The sequence below is a fragment of the Paraburkholderia sp. BGA-UO-ETr-F12 genome (assembly GCF_059567945.1).
On sequence record NZ_JCAQOZ010000058.1, the window covers coordinates 30,914 to 50,782 of the forward strand.

At 61.6% G+C, this 19,869-nt stretch carries 18 protein-coding genes and 1 tRNA gene; 17 read left to right on the forward strand and 2 right to left on the reverse strand.

Features of this window, described 5'->3' with window-relative positions; genetic code table 11:
* The first annotated feature begins 20 nt into the window (after positions 1 to 20).
* The 4 genes from AC57B6_RS28090 (at position 21) to AC57B6_RS28105 (ending at position 5,371) form a co-directional block, all read left to right on the forward strand.
* On the forward strand, positions 21 to 485 hold the full coding sequence (locus AC57B6_RS28090) for a CBS domain-containing protein (protein WP_028200184.1): 465 nt from the start codon (positions 21 to 23) through the stop codon (positions 483 to 485).
* 206 nt (positions 486 to 691) lie between these two features.
* Entirely contained in the window at positions 692 to 2,629 is a 1,938-nt protein-coding gene (locus tag AC57B6_RS28095) for an MFS transporter (RefSeq protein WP_496422547.1), read from the forward strand.
* 120 nt (positions 2,630 to 2,749) lie between these two features.
* Positions 2,750 to 3,850, forward strand: coding sequence for a chorismate synthase (gene aroC, locus AC57B6_RS28100; RefSeq protein WP_178369454.1), 1,101 nt, complete (start codon positions 2,750 to 2,752; stop codon positions 3,848 to 3,850).
* Positions 3,851 to 3,895: 45 nt separating this feature from the next.
* Positions 3,896 to 5,371 carry a tetratricopeptide repeat protein gene (locus AC57B6_RS28105; protein ID WP_496422548.1) on the forward strand — a complete coding sequence of 492 codons (1,476 nt, stop codon included), beginning with the start codon at positions 3,896 to 3,898 and terminating at the stop codon, positions 5,369 to 5,371.
* Positions 5,372 to 5,515: 144 nt separating this feature from the next.
* Here AC57B6_RS28105 and AC57B6_RS28110 read toward each other — a convergent pair whose 3' ends face one another.
* Positions 5,516 to 7,189: an electron transfer flavoprotein-ubiquinone oxidoreductase gene (locus tag AC57B6_RS28110; protein ID WP_178369456.1), complete on the reverse strand. Its 1,674-nt coding sequence runs from the start codon at positions 7,187 to 7,189 to the stop codon at positions 5,516 to 5,518.
* Positions 7,190 to 7,380: 191 nt separating this feature from the next.
* On the opposite strand from AC57B6_RS28110, the gene AC57B6_RS28115 reads away from it, so the two are divergent.
* The gene (locus AC57B6_RS28115) at positions 7,381 to 8,157 is read left to right on the forward strand and encodes an SDR family oxidoreductase (RefSeq protein WP_028200189.1); all 777 of its coding nucleotides are present in this window, start codon (positions 7,381 to 7,383) and stop codon (positions 8,155 to 8,157) included.
* A 107-nt stretch (positions 8,158 to 8,264) separates the two neighbouring features.
* Positions 8,265 to 8,696: an acyl-CoA thioesterase gene (locus tag AC57B6_RS28120; RefSeq protein WP_028200190.1), complete on the forward strand. Its 432-nt coding sequence runs from the start codon at positions 8,265 to 8,267 to the stop codon at positions 8,694 to 8,696.
* Between the two features lie 21 nt (positions 8,697 to 8,717).
* Here the strand turns inward: AC57B6_RS28120 and AC57B6_RS28125 are convergent, their stop codons facing one another.
* Positions 8,718 to 9,263, reverse strand: coding sequence for a LuxR C-terminal-related transcriptional regulator (locus tag AC57B6_RS28125; RefSeq protein ID WP_028200191.1), 546 nt, complete (start codon positions 9,261 to 9,263; stop codon positions 8,718 to 8,720).
* 243 nt (positions 9,264 to 9,506) lie between these two features.
* On the opposite strand from AC57B6_RS28125, the gene AC57B6_RS28130 reads away from it, so the two are divergent.
* The 11 genes from AC57B6_RS28130 to pheS all read left to right on the forward strand — a co-directional run bounded on the left by AC57B6_RS28130 (position 9,507) and on the right by pheS (position 19,746).
* Positions 9,507 to 10,211, forward strand: a complete 705-nt coding sequence (locus AC57B6_RS28130; protein WP_028200192.1) for a CoA transferase subunit A — start codon at positions 9,507 to 9,509, stop codon at positions 10,209 to 10,211.
* A gap of 2 nt (positions 10,212 to 10,213) precedes the next feature.
* Positions 10,214 to 10,855, forward strand: coding sequence for a CoA transferase subunit B (locus AC57B6_RS28135; protein ID WP_028200193.1), 642 nt, complete (start codon positions 10,214 to 10,216; stop codon positions 10,853 to 10,855).
* Positions 10,856 to 11,116: 261 nt separating this feature from the next.
* Positions 11,117 to 12,028 (forward strand): alpha/beta fold hydrolase, encoded by a 912-nt coding sequence (locus AC57B6_RS28140; protein ID WP_046568319.1) that lies wholly within the window; start codon positions 11,117 to 11,119, stop codon positions 12,026 to 12,028.
* A gap of 91 nt (positions 12,029 to 12,119) precedes the next feature.
* On the forward strand, positions 12,120 to 12,473 hold the full coding sequence (locus AC57B6_RS28145) for a RidA family protein (RefSeq protein WP_028200195.1): 354 nt from the start codon (positions 12,120 to 12,122) through the stop codon (positions 12,471 to 12,473).
* A 70-nt stretch (positions 12,474 to 12,543) separates the two neighbouring features.
* A complete protein-coding gene (locus AC57B6_RS28150; protein ID WP_030101424.1) occupies positions 12,544 to 14,787 on the forward strand; it encodes a RelA/SpoT family protein in 2,244 nt (747 codons plus the stop codon).
* Positions 14,788 to 14,916: 129 nt separating this feature from the next.
* A tRNA-Val gene (locus tag AC57B6_RS28155) sits at positions 14,917 to 14,993 on the forward strand.
* A 250-nt stretch (positions 14,994 to 15,243) separates the two neighbouring features.
* Positions 15,244 to 17,151 carry a threonine--tRNA ligase gene (gene thrS, locus AC57B6_RS28160; RefSeq protein ID WP_046570199.1) on the forward strand — a complete coding sequence of 636 codons (1,908 nt, stop codon included), beginning with the start codon at positions 15,244 to 15,246 and terminating at the stop codon, positions 17,149 to 17,151.
* Between the two features lie 49 nt (positions 17,152 to 17,200).
* Positions 17,201 to 17,725 (forward strand): translation initiation factor IF-3, encoded by a 525-nt coding sequence (infC, locus tag AC57B6_RS28165; RefSeq protein ID WP_081833249.1) that lies wholly within the window; start codon positions 17,201 to 17,203, stop codon positions 17,723 to 17,725.
* Positions 17,726 to 17,988: 263 nt separating this feature from the next.
* Positions 17,989 to 18,186 carry a 50S ribosomal protein L35 gene (gene rpmI, locus AC57B6_RS28170; RefSeq protein WP_028200199.1) on the forward strand — a complete coding sequence of 66 codons (198 nt, stop codon included), beginning with the start codon at positions 17,989 to 17,991 and terminating at the stop codon, positions 18,184 to 18,186.
* A 29-nt stretch (positions 18,187 to 18,215) separates the two neighbouring features.
* Positions 18,216 to 18,575: a 50S ribosomal protein L20 gene (gene rplT, locus AC57B6_RS28175; protein ID WP_006052502.1), complete on the forward strand. Its 360-nt coding sequence runs from the start codon at positions 18,216 to 18,218 to the stop codon at positions 18,573 to 18,575.
* 157 nt (positions 18,576 to 18,732) lie between these two features.
* On the forward strand, positions 18,733 to 19,746 hold the full coding sequence (gene pheS, locus AC57B6_RS28180) for a phenylalanine--tRNA ligase subunit alpha (RefSeq protein WP_028200200.1): 1,014 nt from the start codon (positions 18,733 to 18,735) through the stop codon (positions 19,744 to 19,746).
* Positions 19,747 to 19,869: the final 123 nt, after the last annotated feature.

A 19,869-nucleotide genomic window follows, 5' to 3' on the forward strand; every position in this document is an offset into this window, starting at 1 on the left:
GGGCATCACGGAGACAGACCATGCGAGTCAGCGACATTCTTAAAGTCAAAGGCAACACCCTTTTCACGGTTACGCCGGATACCACGCTGCACGACGCAGTCAATACCATGGCCGAGCACGATATCGGCTCGCTGGTCGTGATGGAGTACGGCGACCTCGTCGGCATGCTGACGTTTCGTGAAGTTATTCTGACCTTGAGCAAACATCACGGCAGCCTCGGCACCTCCACGATCCGCAAGTTGATGGACGACCATCCGCTCACGTGCACGCCCGAAACGGACGTCAACGAGGTGCGTCGCATGATGCTCGAGCATCACGTGCGCTATTTGCCGGTGCTGGAAAGCCGCACGCTGATGGGCGTGATCTCGTTTTACGACGTCGCGAAGGCGGTGGTCGAAGAGCAGGGCTTCGAAAATCGCATGCTGAAGGCGTACATTCGCGATTGGCCGGAAGAGCAGCAGGAACAGCAATCGGCGCCGCGCTAAGCAGAACGCGCGTGGGCTCACCGCGGCGTCCGCGCCGTTAGCGTGAGTGTGAAGATGCGCTCAAGGCGCGCGCGAAAGCGTGCGCTTTTTTTGTGCGCGCGCTTTTCCGGCCGGAGTCCTTTTGTTTGCTTATTGTTTGCTTTTTTGTTTCCCCTCTATTTCTCCTTTGTTGCCATTAGCCAGTTTCTAGCCCGTTCCCGAACTTCATGAGCGATCGTCCGATACCTGCCGCCCGCCGTCCCGCCCGCTCTCACGAGGCGCACGAGTCGCAGTTCCGCCTGCTCAGTCAACGCCGCTTCGCGCCGTTTTTCTGGACCCAGTTTCTCGGCGCAATGAACGACAACGTGTTCAAGATCGGCTTCACGTCGCTAGTCACGTATCAGGCGGCGCGCTTTTCCGGCGTCGATCCGAAAACGGCCGCGTTCCTGATTTCGGCGATTTTCATTCTGCCGTTCGTGCTGCTGTCGGCGACCTCGGGTCAGATCGCGGACAAGTACGACAAGGCGATGCTCACGCGCTTCGTCAAAAGCTTCGAAATCGTCGTGATGCTGATCGGCGGCGCGGGTTTCTGGCTGCATAGCGCGTCGCTGCTCTATTTGTGCACGTTCCTGATGGGCGTCCATTCGACCGTGTTCGGGCCGGTCAAGTATTCGTACCTGCCGCAGCATCTGTCGAAGTCGGAACTGGTCGGCGGTAACGGCATGGTCGAGATGGGCACCTTCGTCGCCATTCTGATCGGCACGATCGTCGGTGGCGTGGGTGCGGGTTTCGTCGAGCATGGCGCCGTGGTGCTCGCTTGCGCATGTGTCGCGATTGCGCTGGTGGGGCGGCTGGTATCGAGCTTCGTGCCTGCGACGGCGGCGCCGCAGTCCGATCTGCGCATCAACTGGAATCCGGTCAGCGAAACGTGGCGCAACCTGAAGCTCGCGCGCGAAAACCGGACGGTGTTTCTGAGCCTGCTGGGGATTTCCTGGCTGTGGTTCGTCGGCGCGACCTTTCTGTCCTCGTTTTTCAGCTTCGCGAAAAACGTGCTGTCCGCCGATCCGGACGTCGTGACCGTGCTGCTCGGCACCTTCTCGATTGGCATCGGCATCGGCTCGCTGCTATGCGAAAAGCTCTCCAAGCGGCGCATCGAAATCGGCCTTGTGCCGCTCGGCTCGATCGGCATGAGTGTGTTCGCGATCGATCTGTTCTTCGCGAGCCATGCGCTGCCGGCCGCCGGGCATCTGCTGAGCGTCGGCGAATTCCTCGTGCGGCCGGCCCATTGGCGCGTGCTGGCCGATCTGTTTCTGCTGGCCATGTTCGGCGGCTTCTATAGCGTGCCGCTGTACGCGCTGATCCAGAGCCGCAGCCAGCCGAGCCACCGTGCGCGCATCATCGCGGCGAACAATATTTTGAATTCGCTGTTCATGATCGTGTCGGCGTTAATGGCAATGGGGCTAACCGCGGCGGGGTTCAGTATTCCAGCGATTTTCCTCGTCACCGCGCTACTGAATATTGTCGTCGCGACGTATATCTATTCGCTCGTGCCCGAGTTTCTGCTGCGCTTTATCGCCTGGGTGCTGGTGCACACGTTCTACCGGATTCGCCTGGTTCATGCCGAGCGGATTCCGGAAGAGGGCGCGGCCGTGCTGGTGTGCAACCACGTGAGTTTCGTCGATGCGATCGTCATCATGGCCGAGAGCCCGCGACCGATCCGCTTCGTGATGGACCATCAGATCTTCAAGTCGCCGTTCGCCGGCTGGGTGTTCCGTCACGCGAAGGCGATTCCGATCGCGCCCGCCCATCAGGATCCGGCGCTGCTGGCGCGCGCTTACGAGCGTTGTGCCGAGGCGCTGGCTGAAGGGGATCTGGTCTGCATTTTCCCTGAAGGCAAGCTGACGAAGACCGGCGAGATGAGTCCATTCCGCCACGGCGTGACCGAGATCATCCGCCGCACGCCGGCGCCGGTGATACCGATGGCGTTGCGCGGATTGTGGGGCAGCGTGTTTTCGCGCGCCGACGACGCGCGCTGGCCGCGACCGATCCAGAAGGGCGTGATGAGCCGGCTGACGCTGGCCGTGGGTGAGCCGATCGATCCGGCTGAGGCGACGCCGGAACTGCTGCAGCAGATCGTCACCGAATTGCGCGGGGCGCGCAAGTAGCGCCACCGGATCACGGGCCTGCCGGTCGGGCCCTGAGCCCATCGCCGTCCCGTAGCGCGGCCTTGGCCGCATCAAGGCTGGCATAATAGCGTTTTCCCCGCATTTCTTTGGACGACGCCCATGTCCGGCAATACGCTCGGTACGCTTTTCACTGTCACGACCTTCGGCGAATCGCACGGCCCCGCTATCGGCTGCGTGATCGACGGCTGCCCGCCGGGCATGGCGCTTAACGAAGCCGACATCCAGCTCGAACTCGACCGCCGCAAGCCGGGCACGTCGCGCCACGTCACGCAGCGCCAGGAAGAGGACAAGGTCGAGATCCTGTCGGGCGTGTTCGAAGGCCAGACCACCGGTGCGCCGATCGCACTGCTGATTCGCAATACGGACCAGCGCAGCAAGGATTACGGCAATATCGCGGACACTTTCCGTCCCGGCCACGCCGATTACACCTACTGGCAGAAATACGGCATTCGCGACTATCGCGGCGGCGGCCGTTCGTCGGCCCGTCTGACCGCGCCTACGGTGGCGGCCGGCGCCGTGGCGAAGAAATGGCTGCGCGAGAAATTCGGGACCGAGATTCGCGGCTACATGGCGGCGCTCGGCGAGATCGACGTGCCGTTCGTCGACTGGGCCCATGTGCGTGAGAATCCGTTCTTCGTGCCGAATGCGCAGATCGTGCCGGAACTCGAAACCTATATGGACGCACTGCGTAAAGACGGCGATTCCATCGGCGCGCGCATCAACGTCGTGGCTTCCGGCGTGCCGGTTGGGCTTGGCGAGCCGCTGTTCGATCGTCTCGACGCGGACATTGCGCACGCGATGATGGGTATCAATGCGGTGAAGGGCGTCGAGATCGGCGCGGGCTTCGCCAGCGTCGCGCAACGCGGTTCGGTGCATGGCGACGAATTGACGCCGGAAGGCTTCGTCGGCAACCACGCGGGCGGCGTGCTCGGCGGTATTTCGACCGGGCAGGACATCACGGTGTCCATCGCGATCAAGCCGACCTCGAGCATCCGCACGCCGCGTCGTTCGATCGACAAGGCGGGGCAGCCGGCCATCGTCGAAACGTTCGGGCGCCATGACCCGTGCGTCGGCATTCGCGCTACGCCGATCGCCGAATCCATGCTCGCGCTGGTATTGATCGACCACGCGCTGCGTCACCGCGCGCAATGCGGCGATGTTGCCGTCAGCACGCCGAAGATCGCGGCGAGCGCGCCGTAAAGAGCGCGTTTCGAGCGTCCTCGTAGTGCGCGCGGCATCGTTTCAATGACCGATCCGAACATCGAGCCGGCAATTAGCCAACTCGCGGATCTGCGTGCCCGCGCGGCCGCGCCGCAGGCCGGCGCGGCCGATTGCCTCGCGCTCGGGCAAATACTGTTGCAACACGCCGCTCGTAACAAAGACAGCCAGCGCGAAGCGCTTGCAGTGCTCGTACGGGCCTATCAGCTTGATCCCTCCTGCGAACCCACCTTGCTTCACACGATTGCGCAAACAGCGTTCATCGCGCGCGATTGGGCACTCGTCGACTCCGCCACTACGCTGCTTCTCGAACGCAACGCCGAAGACGCCAACGCGTTGATCTGGCGCGCCGCCGCCGTGCAACAACGCAACGACTTCGACACGGCCGAGCACCTGCTGCGCGAAGCGGTGCGCGTCGCGCCGGGCAATCCGGTGGCGCTTCACAAACTTGCGTTGTGCGTCAAGGAGCAGGCGCGTTTCGAGGAAGCGGAAGCGTTGCTCAGGCAGGTGCTGGAGTTGTCGCCGGATAACGTGCATGCGCTATTCGATCTGTCGGAGCTCGAAATCCGCACCGGGCGTTTCGCCGCCGGCTGGACGCATTACGAATCACGGGTCGCGTTCGGTGACGATTTGAACAATGCGCAGCATGCGCTTGCTGCAATCAGCGCGCATTGGCAGGGCGAATCGCTGCAAGGCAAAACGCTGGTGGTGTACGGCGAGCAAGGCAACGGCGACTGTCTCTGGGCGGTGCGCTTTCTGCCGCTGCTGGCGGAGAGGGCGCGCCGTGAGGGCGGTCGCGTAATTTTCGGTCACGACGGGCCGTTGCGGCATCTATTCGAGCGAATGCTGCCTGCCGATCTGCGGCTCGAAACGAGCCTCGAAACCCAGCCTGATTTCCATTGCGGATTGATGAGCTTGCCGCTGCGGCTTGGGGTCTTCGATGCGAAAGGGTGGGGTGCGCCGTATATGAGCGCCGAGCCCGCGCGTGTGAAGGTTTGGCGCGAGCGGGTTCATGCGCACACGGCGCGCAAACCGGCTAATCGCAAAGTCGGTCTGGTGTGGAATGGCAATCCTGACCATGTCCGCGACAGGCGGCGCTCAGTGCCCGTCGAACAACTCGCGCCGCTATTGAGCGTGCCCGGCGTGACCTGGTTTGCCTTGTCGCCCGGGCGCGGCGAGACGGTTGCGCAGTGGCGGGCCCAAGGTCACGATGTCGCCGATCTGACTCACCATTTTCGGTCCGGATTCGATGACGTCGCTGCTTTGCTGGCGAATCTGGATCTGGTTGTCACGATCGACAGCGGGCCGGCGCATCTGGCGGGCGCACTTGGCGTGCCGACCTGTCTGATGATCGATCATGTGTCGGCATGGTTCTGGGGGGATGAATCGCGCACCACGGCCTGGTACGATTCGATCGAGATATTCCGGCAGCCCGAGATTGGCGCGTGGGCGCCGGTGCTGGCCAAGGTGCGGGAGCGGATTGAAATGATGCGGCGTGTCTGAGCTTTCTGCCTTGCGGCGGCTTTGGGATTGGCATTGACAGCGAGTCGGCCGTAGACGCCCTCTTTTCTGCCGACTCAGAACGGTTGGTTACGGACCGTGCGCGGGCAGACCAACAAGCTCCGCGCACGGCAAATCAACTCCGGATCACATATTCGGATAGTTCGGACCACCGCCGCCCTCAGGCGTCACCCAGACGATGTTCTGGGTCGGGTCCTTGATATCGCAGGTCTTGCAGTGCACGCAGTTCTGCGCGTTGATCACCAGCCGCTCGCTGCCGTCGTCGTTCTTCACGAACTCATACACCGCAGCCGGGCAGTAGCGCGATTCCGGACCGGCATAGGTCTGCCAGTTCACGTTCACCGGCACCGTCGGATCCTTCAGCGTCAGATGCGCCGGCTGGTTCTCTTCATGATTCGTGTTCGAAATGAACACCGACGAGAGCCGGTCGAACGTCAGCTTGCCATCCGGCTTCGGATAGACGATCTGCTTGCACTGCGACGCGGGCTTGAGCATCTCGTGATCGGAATGCTGGTGATGCAGCGTCCACGGCACATTGCCGCCCAGCAGCTTCTGCTCGATGCCGACCATCAGCGTACCGAGGTACAGACCCTTGCTCATCCATTGCTTGAAGTTGCGCGCGCGATGCAGTTCCGTGTGCAGCCACGAGGTCTTGAACGATTCCGGATAGGCCGTCAGTTCATCGCTGGTGCGGCCGGCCTGCACGGCTTCAAAGGCGGCATCGGCGGCCAGCATGCCGGTCTTGATCGCCGCATGCGAACCCTTGATCCGCGATGCGTTCAGGAAGCCCGCATCGTCGCCGACCAGTGCGCCGCCCGGGAACACCAGCTTCGGCAGCGACATCAGGCCGCCTGCGGTAATGGCCCGCGCGCCGTACGACACCCGCTTGCCGCCTTCCAGAATCGCGCGGATCGCCGGATGCGTCTTGTAGCGCTGGAATTCCTCGAACGGCGACAGGTACGGGTTCGTGTAGCCCAGGCCGACCACGAAGCCCACCACCACCTGGTTGTTGTCCATGTGATAGAGGAACGAGCCGCCGTACGTGTCGTTCTCCAGCGGCCAGCCGGCGGTGTGCATCACCAGACCCGGCTTGTGCTTGGCCGGATCGATTTCCCACAGTTCCTTGATGCCGATGCCGTAGACCTGCGGATCGACGCCTTCGCGCAGCTTGAACTTGTCGTTCAACTGGCGGCCCAGGTGCCCACGGGCGCCTTCACAGAACAGCGTGTACTTGGCGTGCAGCTCCATGCCGAGCTGGAAGTTCTCGGTCGGCTGGCCGTCCTTGCCGATACCCAGGTTGCCGGTGGCGACGCCTTTGACCGAGCCGTCGTCGTTGTAGAGAATCTCCGCGGCCGGAAAGCCCGGGAAAATCTCGACGCCGAGCGCTTCGGCCTGCTGACCGAGCCAGCGCGTGACGTTCGCGAGACTGATCACGTAGTTGCCGTGGTTCTTGAAGTTGTCCGGCAGCGCCCAGGTCGGCACGCTCTTCGAACCGGTTTCGGTCAGGAACAGGAATTTGTCTTCGGTCACGTCCACCGTCAGCGGCGCGCCTTTTTCCTTCCAGTCGGGGATCAGTTCGGTGATCGCGCGCGGATCCATCACCGCGCCCGACAGGATATGAGCCCCGATCTCCGAGCCTTTTTCCAGTACGCACACGCCAATCTCGACGCCTTTCTCGGCCGCCAGCTGCTTCAGGCGGATCGCTGCGGACAGGCCAGCCGGGCCGCCGCCGACGATCACGACGTCGTATTCCATCGACTCGCGTGGTCCGTATTGCTCAATGAGGCTTGCGGGGGTCATTGATGCTCCTCTTGTTACCGTTAGAATGCTTTTTTCGGGATCGTATTGTGGGCGATGGTCTCCGCCACCGCAACCCGATCAGCGGAGATTAGCACGATCGTTCTATTTTTGTGATACGGTGTGACCCGCAGTGGCGGTCTTGCCGCATCCGTCAATCGCGTCTGTAACAACAACCGAACAAGGGAACGACAATGGGCCGTTCGATCAATCTGGAAGGCAAAGTCGCGCTGATTACCGGCGCTTCGAGCGGGTTGGGGAAGCGCTTTGCTCAGGTATTGTCGCAGGCCGGCGCCAAAGTCGTGCTGGCGAGCCGCCGCACCGAGCGTCTGAAGGAATTGCGCGCCGAGATCGAGGCCGCGGGCGGCGCGGCGCATGTTGTCTCGCTCGACGTCACGGACTATCAGAGCATCAAGTCGGCCGTCGCGCACGCGGAAACCGAAGCGGGCACGATCGATATTCTGGTGAACAATTCAGGCGTGTCGACCACGCAGAAGCTTGCGGAAGTGACGCCGGCCGATTTCGAGTACGTATTCGACACGAACACGCGCGGTGCTTTCTTCGTCGCCCAGGAGGTTGCCAAGCGCATGATCATGCGCGGCAATAGTGCCCAGAAGCCTTCATACCGGATTATCAATATCGCGTCGATGGCGGGCTTGCGGGTGTTGCCGCAGATTGGCCTGTACTCGATGAGCAAGGCCGCCGTGGTCCATATGACCAAGGCTATGGCGCTGGAGTGGGGCAAACACGGTATCAACGTGAACGCCATTTGCCCGGGTTATATCGATACCGAGATCAACCACCATCACTGGTCGACCGAGCAGGGGCAGAAGCTGGTATCGATGCTGCCGCGTCATCGTGTCGGCAAGCCGGAGGATCTGGACGGGCTGTTGCTGCTGCTGGCCGCCGACGAATCGCAGTTCATCAATGGGTCGGTGATTGCCGCCGACGATGGCTTCGGACTTGCCTGAACGCGCGGACCGTTTGCCGGAACACTGGCCGCATTTCGCGGCATGTCATTTTTTGCGCCGGCTTACTCGCCGGTTTCACCCTCGTTTCAACCCGTTAAAGAAGTACGATGAGCGATTTTCACGCAGTTTTTGAGATGTCTATGCCGATCCGTTGGGGCGACATGGACGCGTTCGGCCATGTGAACAACACGGTCTATTTTCGTTATATGGAGCAGGTGCGGATTTCCTGGTTCGAACAGATGGGTATGGCCGGCAGCAACGCCGACGGGCAGGGGCCGGTGATCGTCAATGCGTCGATGGAGTTTCTCAAGCAGTTGCACTATCCCGGCGACGTGATCGGCCGGATGTCCGTCGCGACGCCTGGGCGCAGCAGTTTTGACACGGCCTTCGAGCTCGTGCGTGCCGACGATCCGAACACCGTCTATGCCCGTGGTGCCGCCCGCTGCGTCTGGATCGACTACGCGGCCGGTAAATCGGTGCCGGTTCCCGATCTGCTGCGCGAGACAATCGAGCGCGCGGCGCTGGTGAAGGCTGCCTGATTCAGGCGGCCCGATCGCTCCTCAATGACCGAGCAACCGCTGCAATAGCTCGGTCGCGTTCCCGGTATCGTATTTGCGCATCAGCCGCGCGCGGTAGACGTCGACCGTGCGCGGGCTGATATCCAGCGCACGCCCGATCTGCTTGCTGGTTTTGCCCGTCACCAGTTGCGCGGCGATTTCACGTTCCCGCGGAGTCAGTTCGACCGCCACGCGCCGCGTCGCGCTCAAATCCTCGAAGGTCCAGACTCCGGCTGCGTGCGCGTCGGCGCGTTGCTGCGCGCGGCCCGTCACGTGGCACCAGAACAGTTCGCCATTGGCTCGCTTCATGATCCGGTCGTCCGCGTAGCTGCCTTGCGCGGTCATGATCGGCGGAATCCGCGCGCCGATCCGCTCGAATTCGTCGGTCGACGGGTACAGCATCTGGAACGACTGGCCGAGCAGCGTTTCGCGCGGGTAGCCGAATATCGACGCCAGTTCGTCGTTGCAGTCTTCAATGATCCGTTCGCGCGACAGCACGAGTCCGATCGGGGCGAGTTGAAACGCGGTTTGGTAATCCAGTGCGGGCATGGGCTGGCGGCAAGTACTTATGTATTTTTGCGTATTGTGCCGCATGGCGCGCCCAGCGTACTCTTTCGGGCACATGACAAGGCGGCGAAGCATTCGCGGCGGGCGTTGGCGCAAGGTTAGACGACCTGAGCGCAGGGCCAGCCGCAGATGACTAGAATGACGTGTCGGGCTTTTGCCCGCCGAGCGTCATATCGAGGCCGCAACGAACCGATTTCGGGTTTCCATAAAGGAAGGGACATACAGATGAACAAGGTCTATCCAGGCGCTGCCGAGGCGCTGAAAGACATCGTCAAGGACGGGCAGACGTTTGCCGTCGGCGGTTTCGGGCTGTGCGGCATTCCCGAGGCGCTGATCGGCGCGCTGCGCGATTCGAAGGTGCAGGGCATCACCTGCATCAGCAACAACGCGGGCGTCGACGGTTTCGGCCTCGGTCTGTTGCTCGAAACGCGCCAGGTCAAGAAGATGATTTCGTCGTACGTGGGCGAGAACAAGGAGTTCGAACGCCAGTATCTGGCCGGCGAACTCGAACTGGAATTCACGCCGCAAGGCACGCTCGCCGAGAAGCTGCGCGCCGGCGGCTCGGGCATTCCGGCTTTCTTCACGAACACCGGCTACGGCACGCTGATCGCCGAAGGCAAGGAAACCCGTCAGTTCGGCGAGAACCACTATGTGCTCGAACACTCGCTGACGGCCGACGTCGCGCTGGTCAAGGCATGGAAGGCCGATAAATCGGGCAACCTGATCTATCGCCGCACCGCGCGCAACTTCAACCCGATGTGCGCGATGGCCGGCAAGATCACGGTCGCCGAAGTCGAGGAAATCGTGGAAGTGGGCGAGCTCGATCCGGATGCGATCCACACGCCGGGCATTTTCGTGCAGCGCATTGTGCTCAATGCGCATCCGGAAAAACGCATTGAACAACGCGTCGTCCGCGCGAAAGGAGACTGATCATGGCATGGACTCGTGACGAAATGGCCGCCCGCGCGGCGAAGGAATTGCAGGACGGTTTCTACGTGAACCTCGGCATCGGCTTGCCGACCCTGGTGGCGAACCATGTGCCGCCCGGCGTCGAAGTGTGGCTGCAGTCGGAGAACGGCCTGCTCGGCATCGGCCCGTCCCCGACCGAAGAAGAAGTGGATGCCGATCTGATCAACGCCGGCAAGCAAACGGTGACCACGCTGCCGGGTTCGTCGATTTTCTCGTCGGCGGATTCGTTCGCGATGATTCGCGGCGGCCACATCAACCTGGCGATTCTGGGCGCGATGCAGATCAGCAAGAAGGGCGATCTGGCCAACTGGATGATCCCCGGCAAGATGATCAAGGGCATGGGCGGCGCGATGGATCTGGTCGCGGGCGTCAAGCGCGTGGTCGTGCTGATGGAGCACGTCGCCAAGGGCGACCAGCACAAGATCCTTGAAGAGTGCACGTTGCCGTTGACGGGCGTGGGCGTGGTCGATCAGATCATCACCGATCTCGGCGTGATCGAAGTGACGGAAGACGGTCTGAAAGTGACCGAACTGGCGCCGGGCGTCAGCGTCGAGGAAATCAAGGCGAAGACGGGCGCGCCGCTGGATGTGAGCGCGGTGAGCTGAATGTTTTTATGAGCCGCCCGCGGGTTCGGTCTGCATGACGGGAACGTGGCGGCGGGGCAGGACCCGGAGCGGGCGAGGCGCGAGTCTCGCCCGCTTTGTTTTTGCGCCTGAAGTCCGTTCGATACGTGTCCCGGGCCGTCCTATGACGTTTGGCCGATCCTTGCCGCACGGCAAAGCGGTTTACAATCTTTCGAAGATTGGACGCTTATTGATCCCTGCTGTGCCCAAGCCGAATCCGCAGCGCTTTTGCAAGGAAACCCGATGACCGACACGTCCACTTCCACTACCGGGCGGCCTGCGCCGCGCCAACGTTATGTGCAATGCGCAAGCGGCGGCGGCTTGCACCGTATCGCCTACACCGAGTGGGGCGACCCGGCCAACCCGCGTGTGCTGCTGTGCGTGCACGGCTTGACGCGCTCGGGGCGCGATTTCGACCGCCTCGCGGCGGAATTCGCCGGCACTTACCGCGTGGTGTGTCCGGATGTGGCGGGGCGGGGCTTGTCTTCATGGCTCGCGAACCCCAACTTCTATACCGTGCCGCAATACGTCGCCGATATGGTCACGCTGATCGCGCGCCTGAACGTCGAAACGGTCGACTGGTTCGGCACTTCGATGGGCGGTCTGATCGGGCTCGCGCTGGCCGGTCTGCCGGAAACGCCGATTCGCAAGATGCTGCTGAACGACGTGGGTCCGCATCTGGAACCGGTGGCCGTGCAGCGAATCGGCGATTACCTGGGTAAGCCGGTGCGTTTCGAATCGTTGCAGCAGGGTATCGATTACGCCGCGCTGCTTGCGCAAACGTTCGGCCCGCTCACGCCAGAGGAGTGGCGCGAGATCAATACGCCGCTTTTGCACGAGCAGGACGGCGCATGGTTGTTCCGCTACGACCCGCGAATCGCGCAGCCATTTACCGCGACCACCGAAGAGGCGGCCAAACTGGGCGAAGCCGCGCTGTGGCATTCGCTGGCGGCGTTTCAGGGGCCGGTGCTGGTGGTGCGCGGCGAGCAATCGGATCTGCTTTCTCGCGAGACCGTCGCGAAGATGGTCGAAACCGGGCGTGCCGTATCGAGCGCGGAAATCGTGGGCGTCGGGCATGCGCCGGCGTTCCTGTCGGCCGATCAGATCGACCTCGCGAGGCAGTTCTTCATCGGGCCGGCCACTGACGCGTCATAATGTAGGGTTCCGCACACGGCCCTTTCGTCTCTGGTCGGGTGCAATGCGGAACGCATCTTAGATCAACTTTCAACCCAACTCAGGATTCTTCATGGCAGTCATTCGTCATCACGTCGGCAAGCGCCTCTCGGAAACCGCCGTATACAACGGTACCGTGTACCTCGCAGGCCAGATCGCCGAAGACGCGGATCAGGACATCACGGGTCAGACGCGCGAAGTGCTCGGCCACATCGACCGTCTGCTGGAGGAAGTGAATAGCGACAAGTCGCATTTGCTGTCCGTGCAGATCTACATCTCGGACATGGTGCATTTCGCCGGCATGAACGCCGTGTGGGACGAGTGGGTCGCACAAGGCGCCACGCCGCCGCGCGCTACCGTGGAAGCGAAGCTCGCGAATCCGAAGTGCCTCGTCGAAATCGTCGTGGTCGCGGCGCAGCGCGATTGAGCGTGACCGCACCCGGTCTCGCAGTTGTTGAAATTCTGTTGATCCGTCTGGCCCGGTGGGCCGTCGCACCATGACTACCGAAATCGTTACGAGCACGCCAGCCCCCATCCCTTCCTTCGACGAAGCGATGGCGTTCGTGCGCGAACACGCGGGCGAGGTGCGACTCTCGTCGGGTGAGTTGCTGGCGGATCATGCGGCGGGCACGGCGTCGATCATGCGTACGCTCAACGTCGATCCGCCGGCGGTGCTGGCGGCGGCGCTGTTCGCGCTGACGCCGCATCTGCAAGACCCGGAGCGCGTGATCGCCGACAACTTCGGCGAAGAAGTCGCGCAACTGGTCGGCGATGTACGCAAGCTGCTGCGCCTCGGTACGGTGAGCTTGCGCGCCGCGCAGAACGCAATGCCTGAGGCCGGGCGCGATGCGCAGGCCGCGCGCCGTGCCCAGGTCGAGGCGCTGCGCAAGATGCTGCTCGCGTTCGCGCAGGACATTCGTGTCGTGCTGATACGGCTCGCGTCGCGCCTGCAATCGCTGCGCTATTACGCGGCGGCGAAGATCACACCGTCGCCCGACGTTGCGCGTGAGACGCTCGATATTTATGCGCCGCTTGCCAACCGTCTGGGCATCTGGCAGCTGAAATGGGAGCTCGAGGATCTCGCGTTCCGTTTCGAAGAGCCGGTCACGTACAAGCGCATCGCCAAGCTGCTCGACGAGAAACGCGTCGAGCGCGAAAGCTATGTCGCACAGGCGATCGAGCGGTTGCAGCAGGAGTTGGCCGCGGCGAACGTGCAGGCCGAAGTGAGCGGCCGGCCCAAGCATATCTATAGCATCTGGCGCAAGATGCGCGGCAAGGAACTGGACTTCGCCGAACTGTACGACGTGCGCGCGTTTCGCGTGATCGTGCCGGACATCAAGGATTGCTACACGGTGCTCGGCATCGTGCATAACCTGTGGCAGCCGGTGCCCAGAGAGTTCGACGACTACATCTCGCGGCCGAAGCCGAACGGCTATAAATCGCTGCATACGGTTGTGATCGGCGACGACGGCCGTGCGTTCGAAGTGCAGATCCGTACGCAGGAAATGCATCAGTTCGCCGAGTACGGCGTGGCGGCGCACTGGCGCTACAAGGAAGCGGGTACGCGGGGTTACGGCGGCCAGTTCAGCGCCAACGAGAAGTACGACGAAAAGATTGCGTGGTTGCGTCAACTGCTCGCGTGGAAAGACGAAGTGTCAGAAGGCGAGCACGGCGAGAAGCGCGCGGCGCAGCCGTGGGAGCAACTGCGCCAGGCCACGCTCGACGACGACCACATCTACGTGCTTACGCCACAAGCGCGGGTGATTCCGTTGCCGCATGGCGCGACGCCGGTGGACTTCGCGTATCACCTGCATAGCGAGCTGGGGCATCGCTGCCGTGGCGCGCGCGTCGACGGCGCGATGGTGCCGCTCAATACGCCGTTGCAGAACGGTCAAACGGTCGAGATCGTCGCGGTGAAAGAGGGCGGTCCGTCGCGCGACTGGCTCAACCCGCAACTCGGATATCTGCAGAGCCATCGGGCGCGGCAGAAAGTGCGCGCCTGGTTCAACGCGGTCGAAGTGCAGGAGCACATCGCGAGCGGCCGTGCGATGGTCGAAAAGACCCTGCAGCGCGAGGGCAAGACGTCCGTCAATCTCGATCAGCTCGCCGCCAAACTCGGTTTCAAGACTACCGACGATCTGTTCTCGGTGGTCGGCAAGGAAGAGTTCAGCTTGCGGCTCGTCGAGCAGGCGTTGCACGATGCGCCGCCGCCCGAGCCTGTCGTCGAGGCGCCGGAACAGTTCGAGAAGCGCAGTAGCGGCGCGAGTGTCGCCCGTGGCGCTTCGACCGGCGTGCTGGTGGTCGGCGTCGACGCGCTGCTTACGCAACTCGCGCGCTGTTGCCGTCCCGCTCCGCCTGACGAGATCAGTGGCTTCGTCACGCGCGGCAAGGGCATGTCGATTCACCGCAGCGATTGCCCGAGCTTCCTGCGCATGGCCGAACGCGCGCCGGAGCGTGTGCTGCAAACTGCATGGTCGGCCGATGTGATGAGCGGGCGCGGGCAATCGGTCTATCCAGTCGACCTCAGCATCGAGGCAACGGATCGGCAAGGCCTGCTGCGCGATATCTCCGAAGTTTTCGCGCGAGAGAAGATGAACGTGATCGGGGTGAAAACGCAATCGCGGCGTAACGCCGCGTTCATGCAATTTACCGTCGAGGTATCGAGCGCGGCGCAGATTCAGCGCGCGTGCACGTTGCTCGGTGAGGTGACGGGCGTGATGCGCGCTTCACGCAAGAACTGAGGTTTGGGCGCGGCGGCGGGTTGCCCTCGGCATCGCTTCCGCGCGTCCGGGCGCGTGCGTAGAAATTTAAAGTCGATGCATAAAAGTACTTGCCAAGCGGTGTGGCGCTCCATATAATCTCGTTTCTTCAGGCTCGTAGCTCAGCTGGTTAGAGCACCACCTTGACATGGTGGGGGTCGTTGGTTCGAGTCCAATCGAGCCTACCAACGAAAGAGAAATTCCGGTTCTGCCGGGGTTTCGCAAACTGCAGTAAGCGCTTCGGCGCAAAAGGCAAATACGGTTATGGCACCGCGAACGTTGACCGAAACTACTTCGGAGCGACGCTAGTCGAGGACCACTTTCGCCAATGTAGTTTGCAAAAAATGTGAATGCGGCCCCTCGAAAGCGGGGCCGCATTTTTTTTGGCTTGTTTGATGGTTGTATGTGCCGCCGCCGGTCGGCACCACGGAGAACACAATGGTTTCGATACGTCTGCCCGACGGTTCTGTTCGACAGTACGAGCATCCGGTGACCGTCGCCGAAGTGGCCGCCTCGATCGGCCCCGGCCTCGCGAAGGCCGCGCTCGGCGGCAAGATCGACGGTGAACTCGTCGACACGTCCACGCTGATCGATCACGACGTGGCGCTTGCCATCGTCACCGAGAAAGACGCAGACGGCCTCGATATCATTCGCCACTCCACGGCGCACTTGCTCGCGTACGCGGTGAAGGATCTGTTCCCGGAAGCCCAGGTCACGATCGGCCCGGTTATCGACAACGGCTTCTACTACGACTTTTCCTACCACCGTCCCTTCACGCCCGAAGATCTCGAGAAGATCGAAAAGCGCATGCAGGAACTGGCGAAGAAAGACGAGCCGGTCTCGCGCCGCGTGGTGTCGCGCGACGAAGCGGTGGACTACTTCAAAAGCATCGGCGAGAAGTACAAGGCCGAAATCATCGAATCGATTCCGGCTACCGACGAAATCAAGCTCTACTCGCACGGCAGCTTCACCGATCTGTGCCGCGGCCCGCACGTGCCGTCCACCGGCAAGCTGAAGGTTTTCAAGCTGATGAAGCTGGCCGGCGCCTACTGGCGCGGCGATTCGAAGAACGAGCAGTTGCAGCGCATTTACGGCACGGCCTGGACGAAGAAAGAAGACCAGGACGCGTATCTGCACATGCTCGAAGAGGCGGAAAAGCGCGATCACCGCAAGCTCGGCAAACAACTCGATCTGTTCCATATGCAGGACGAGTCGCCGGGCATGGTGTTCTGGCACCCGCGTGGCTGGACGCTGTGGCAGCAGGTCGAGCAGTACATGCGCCGCCGCGTGAACGACGCCGGCTACCTCGAAATCAAGACGCCGATGATCATGGACCGCTCGCTGTGGGAAGCGTCGGGCCACTGGCAGAATTATCGTGAAAACATGTTCACGACCGAGTCGGAAAAGCGCGACTACGCGATCAAGCCGATGAACTGCCCGGGTCACGTGCAGGTGTTCAACCACGGTCTGCGCTCGTATCGCGATCTGCCGCTGCGCTACGCGGAATTCGGCTCGTGCCACCGCAACGAATCGTCGGGCGCGCTGCACGGCCTGATGCGCGTGCGCGGTTTCGTGCAGGACGACGCCCACATTTTCTGTACTGAAGACCAGTTCATCAGCGAATCGATCGCGTTCAATACGTTGGCGATGAGCGTCTACAAAGACTTCGGCTTCGAGAATGTCGAGATCAAGCTGTCGTTGCGTCCGGATGCGCGCGCCGGCACGGACGAGACGTGGGATCGCGCGGAGCAGGGTCTGCGCGAGGCGCTGACGGCCTGCGGCGTAACCTGGGAAGAGTTGCCCGGTGAAGGTGCGTTCTACGGTCCGAAGGTCGAATACCACATCAAGGACGCGCTCGGCCGCTCGTGGCAGTGCGGCACCTTGCAGCTCGATATGGTGCTGCCGGAGCGTCTGGGCGCCGAATACGTCGCCGAAGACAATAGCCGCCGCCGCCCGATCATGCTGCACCGGGCAATCGTCGGATCAATGGAGCGCTTCCTCGGGATTCTGATCGAGCACCATGCTGGTGCAATGCCGTCGTGGCTTGCGCCGATGCAGGTCGTAGTGATGAATATCGCGGAGAATCAGGCCGAATATGCGCAGTCTCTAGCCCAATCGTTGCAAAAACAAGGGGTTAGAGTAGAGGCCGATTTGCGCAACGAGAAGATTAGCTATAAAATACGTGAGCACACGCTAGAAAAGGTGCCGTACCTGCTCGTGGTCGGCGACAAAGAGCGTGAAGCCCAAACGGTAGCCGTGCGTGCCCGTGGTGGTGTCGATCTGGGTGTGATGCCTCTCGATACCTTCATTGAGCGTCTGCGTCAGGACGTGCAGTCGTTCAACTGAGCCACTTGGCAGCCCGGCTCGTTTTTTTAATTTTTAGAGGAAACGTAACATCGCTACTGATAAGTCTGCGCACCGCATCAACGGTGAGATTACTGCACCCGAGGTGCGTCTGGTCGGAGTCGAGAACGAACCGCTCGGCATCGTGAAACTCGCTGATGCGTTCCGCATGTCGGAACAGCAAGATGTGGATCTGGTCGAAATCGCTCCGCAAGCGGTTCCGCCGGTCTGCCGTTTGATGGATTACGGCAAGTTCAAGTACTCGGAAGCGAAGAAGCAGCACGAGGCCAAGCTCAAGCAGAAGGTGGTCCAGGTCAAGGAAGTCAAATTCCGCCCGGGTACCGATGACGGCGATTACAACGTCAAGCTGCGTAACCTCATCCGCTTCCTCGACGACGGCGACAAGACGAAAATCACGTTGCGTTTCCGTGGCCGCGAAATGGCTCACCAGGAAATCGGTATGCGCATGCTCGAGCGTCTGCGTGCTGACCTCGACGAAGTCGGTCAGGTCGAGCAGATGCCGAAAATGGAAGGGCGCCAGATGATCATGGTGCTCGCGCCGAAGAAAAAGAAGTAAGCGATTGGAGCGGCGGCGCGCCGTGTGGCGCGCGCTCTGGTTGTCATTGTGAAAGATTGAACGGTGCTGTGCCGGGTGTCCGGTGCGGTATCGGCAGGTTTCGGATCGGTGTCCATGCAAATGGGCACTGTGTCCTGAAAAGCGGCTGCCGGCGGCATTCTCACTTGCCGGCGGTCTGCATACCAAGTGGAATGGGTTTCGAAGGGCGGGTAATGGCCATCTGGCCGACCGCACACCCATATCCATCTAATAATGGAGTTGTCATGCCGAAGATGAAGACCAAGAAGAGTGCTGCAAAGCGCTTCGTGGTGCGTCCGGGCGGTACCGTCAAGCGCGGTCAAGCCTTCAAGCGCCACATTCTTACCAAGAAGACCACCAAGAACAAACGCCATTTGCGCGGTTCGACGGCAGTTCATGAAGCAGATATGAACTCCGTGCGCGCAATGCTGCCGTTCGCTTAACCCTTAACCGACACTCATAGGAGCAAGACATGCCTCGAGTAAAACGTGGGGTTACCGCACGGGCCCGTCACAAGAAGATCATCAAGCTGGCCAAGGGTTACCGCGGCCGTCGCAATAACGTCTATCGCATCGCCAAGCAGGCGGTCATGCGCGCAGGCCAATACGCCTACCGCGATCGCCGCAACAAGAAGCGTGTGTTCCGCGCATTGTGGATCACGCGTATCAACGCGGCGGTGCGTCAGCACGACATGACGTACAGCGTGTTCATCAACGGCCTGAAGAAGGCTTCGATCGAACTCGACCGCAAGGTGCTGGCCGACATGGCTGTGTTCGACAAGGCTGCTTTTGCTGCGATCGTTCAGCAGGTGAAAGCCGCCGTTGCAGCCTGATTGCGCTTTGGGCAATTAAACTGCGTGGTTCGTTGCAGCGAACATCCGGTAGTTTCGGTGACGCTGCAACAAAAACGGGGCTCCTCACCGAGCCCCGTTTTTGTTGGTAGAACCAGTTTTGCAACGATTGAACACTGACGTTGAAATGATGGGATCAATGGATCTGGACCAGATTGTCGCCGACGCGCAAAAAGCCTTCGCAGAAGCCTCCGACGTCACCACCCTCGAGAACGAGAAAGCCCGCTTTCTCGGTAAATCGGGTGCGCTGACCGAGCTGTTGAAGGGCCTTGGCAAACTTGACCCCGAAACGCGCAAGACCGAAGGCGCACGGATCAACCTCGTCAAGCAGCAGGTGGAAGCCGCGTTGACGGCCCGCCGTCAGGCGCTGGCCGACGCGTTGCTGAACCAGCGCCTCGCCGCCGAGGCCATCGACGTTACGCTGCCCGGCCGCGGCACCGGTGCGGGCAGCCTGCACCCGGTGATGCGCACATGGGAGCGCGTCGAACAGATTTTCCGTACGATCGGATTCGACGTGGCCGACGGCCCCGAGATCGAAACCGACTGGTACAACTTCACCTCGCTGAACAGCCCGGAAAACCATCCGGCGCGTTCGATGCAGGACACCTTCTACGTCGACGGCAAAGATGCCGACGGCCGTCAATTGCTGTTGCGCACGCATACCAGCCCGATGCAGGTGCGCTACGCGCGTACCAACACGCCGCCGATCAAGGTGATCGTGCCGGGCCGCACCTATCGTGTGGACAGCGACGCGACTCACTCGCCCATGTTCAATCAGGTCGAAGGCCTGTGGATCGACGAGAACATCAGCTTCGCGGATCTGAAGGGCGTCTACTCCGACTTTCTTAAGAAATTCTTCGAGCGCGACGATATTCAGGTGCGCTTCCGTCCGTCGTACTTTCCGTTTACCGAACCGTCGGCTGAAATCGACATGCTGTTCGAAACGGGCAAGAACGCCGGCAAGTGGCTCGAAATTTCGGGTTCCGGCCAGGTTCACCCCACGGTGATCCGCAACATGGGCCTCGACCCCGAACGCTACATCGGTTTTGCTTTCGGCAGCGGCCTCGAACGGCTCACCATGTTGCGTTACGGCGTGCAAGACCTGCGTCTGTTCTTCGAAAACGACCTGCGTTTCCTGCGTCAATTCGCGTGAACCGGCGCGTACGAACGCGACTAGCATAGAGCGCGGCATCGCACGCAGTGCGTGCCGCCAGCAGCGTCCCCGGCAGTGCCCAGCGAATCAATGGGCCGCTTGCCGGACATGGACCTAACCTGA

Excerpts from the sequence above, each read along its gene's own strand:
- AC57B6_RS28090 (WP_028200184.1), top strand. The coding sequence starts at position 21 with ATGCGAGTCAGCGACATTCTTAAAGTCAAAGGCAACACCCTTTTCACG.
- AC57B6_RS28095 (WP_496422547.1), top strand. The coding sequence starts at position 692 with ATGAGCGATCGTCCGATACCTGCCGCCCGCCGTCCCGCCCGCTCTCAC.
- aroC (WP_178369454.1), top strand. The coding sequence starts at position 2,750 with ATGTCCGGCAATACGCTCGGTACGCTTTTCACTGTCACGACCTTCGGC.
- AC57B6_RS28105 (WP_496422548.1), top strand. The coding sequence starts at position 3,896 with ATGACCGATCCGAACATCGAGCCGGCAATTAGCCAACTCGCGGATCTG.
- AC57B6_RS28110 (WP_178369456.1), bottom strand. The coding sequence starts at position 7,189 with ATGACCCCCGCAAGCCTCATTGAGCAATACGGACCACGCGAGTCGATG.
- AC57B6_RS28115 (WP_028200189.1), top strand. The coding sequence starts at position 7,381 with ATGGGCCGTTCGATCAATCTGGAAGGCAAAGTCGCGCTGATTACCGGC.
- AC57B6_RS28120 (WP_028200190.1), top strand. The coding sequence starts at position 8,265 with ATGAGCGATTTTCACGCAGTTTTTGAGATGTCTATGCCGATCCGTTGG.
- AC57B6_RS28125 (WP_028200191.1), bottom strand. The coding sequence starts at position 9,263 with ATGCCCGCACTGGATTACCAAACCGCGTTTCAACTCGCCCCGATCGGA.
- AC57B6_RS28130 (WP_028200192.1), top strand. The coding sequence starts at position 9,507 with ATGAACAAGGTCTATCCAGGCGCTGCCGAGGCGCTGAAAGACATCGTC.
- AC57B6_RS28135 (WP_028200193.1), top strand. The coding sequence starts at position 10,214 with ATGGCATGGACTCGTGACGAAATGGCCGCCCGCGCGGCGAAGGAATTG.
- AC57B6_RS28140 (WP_046568319.1), top strand. The coding sequence starts at position 11,117 with ATGACCGACACGTCCACTTCCACTACCGGGCGGCCTGCGCCGCGCCAA.
- AC57B6_RS28145 (WP_028200195.1), top strand. The coding sequence starts at position 12,120 with ATGGCAGTCATTCGTCATCACGTCGGCAAGCGCCTCTCGGAAACCGCC.
- AC57B6_RS28150 (WP_030101424.1), top strand. The coding sequence starts at position 12,544 with ATGACTACCGAAATCGTTACGAGCACGCCAGCCCCCATCCCTTCCTTC.
- thrS (WP_046570199.1), top strand. The coding sequence starts at position 15,244 with ATGGTTTCGATACGTCTGCCCGACGGTTCTGTTCGACAGTACGAGCAT.
- rpmI (WP_028200199.1), top strand. The coding sequence starts at position 17,989 with ATGCCGAAGATGAAGACCAAGAAGAGTGCTGCAAAGCGCTTCGTGGTG.
- rplT (WP_006052502.1), top strand. The coding sequence starts at position 18,216 with ATGCCTCGAGTAAAACGTGGGGTTACCGCACGGGCCCGTCACAAGAAG.
- pheS (WP_028200200.1), top strand. The coding sequence starts at position 18,733 with ATGGATCTGGACCAGATTGTCGCCGACGCGCAAAAAGCCTTCGCAGAA.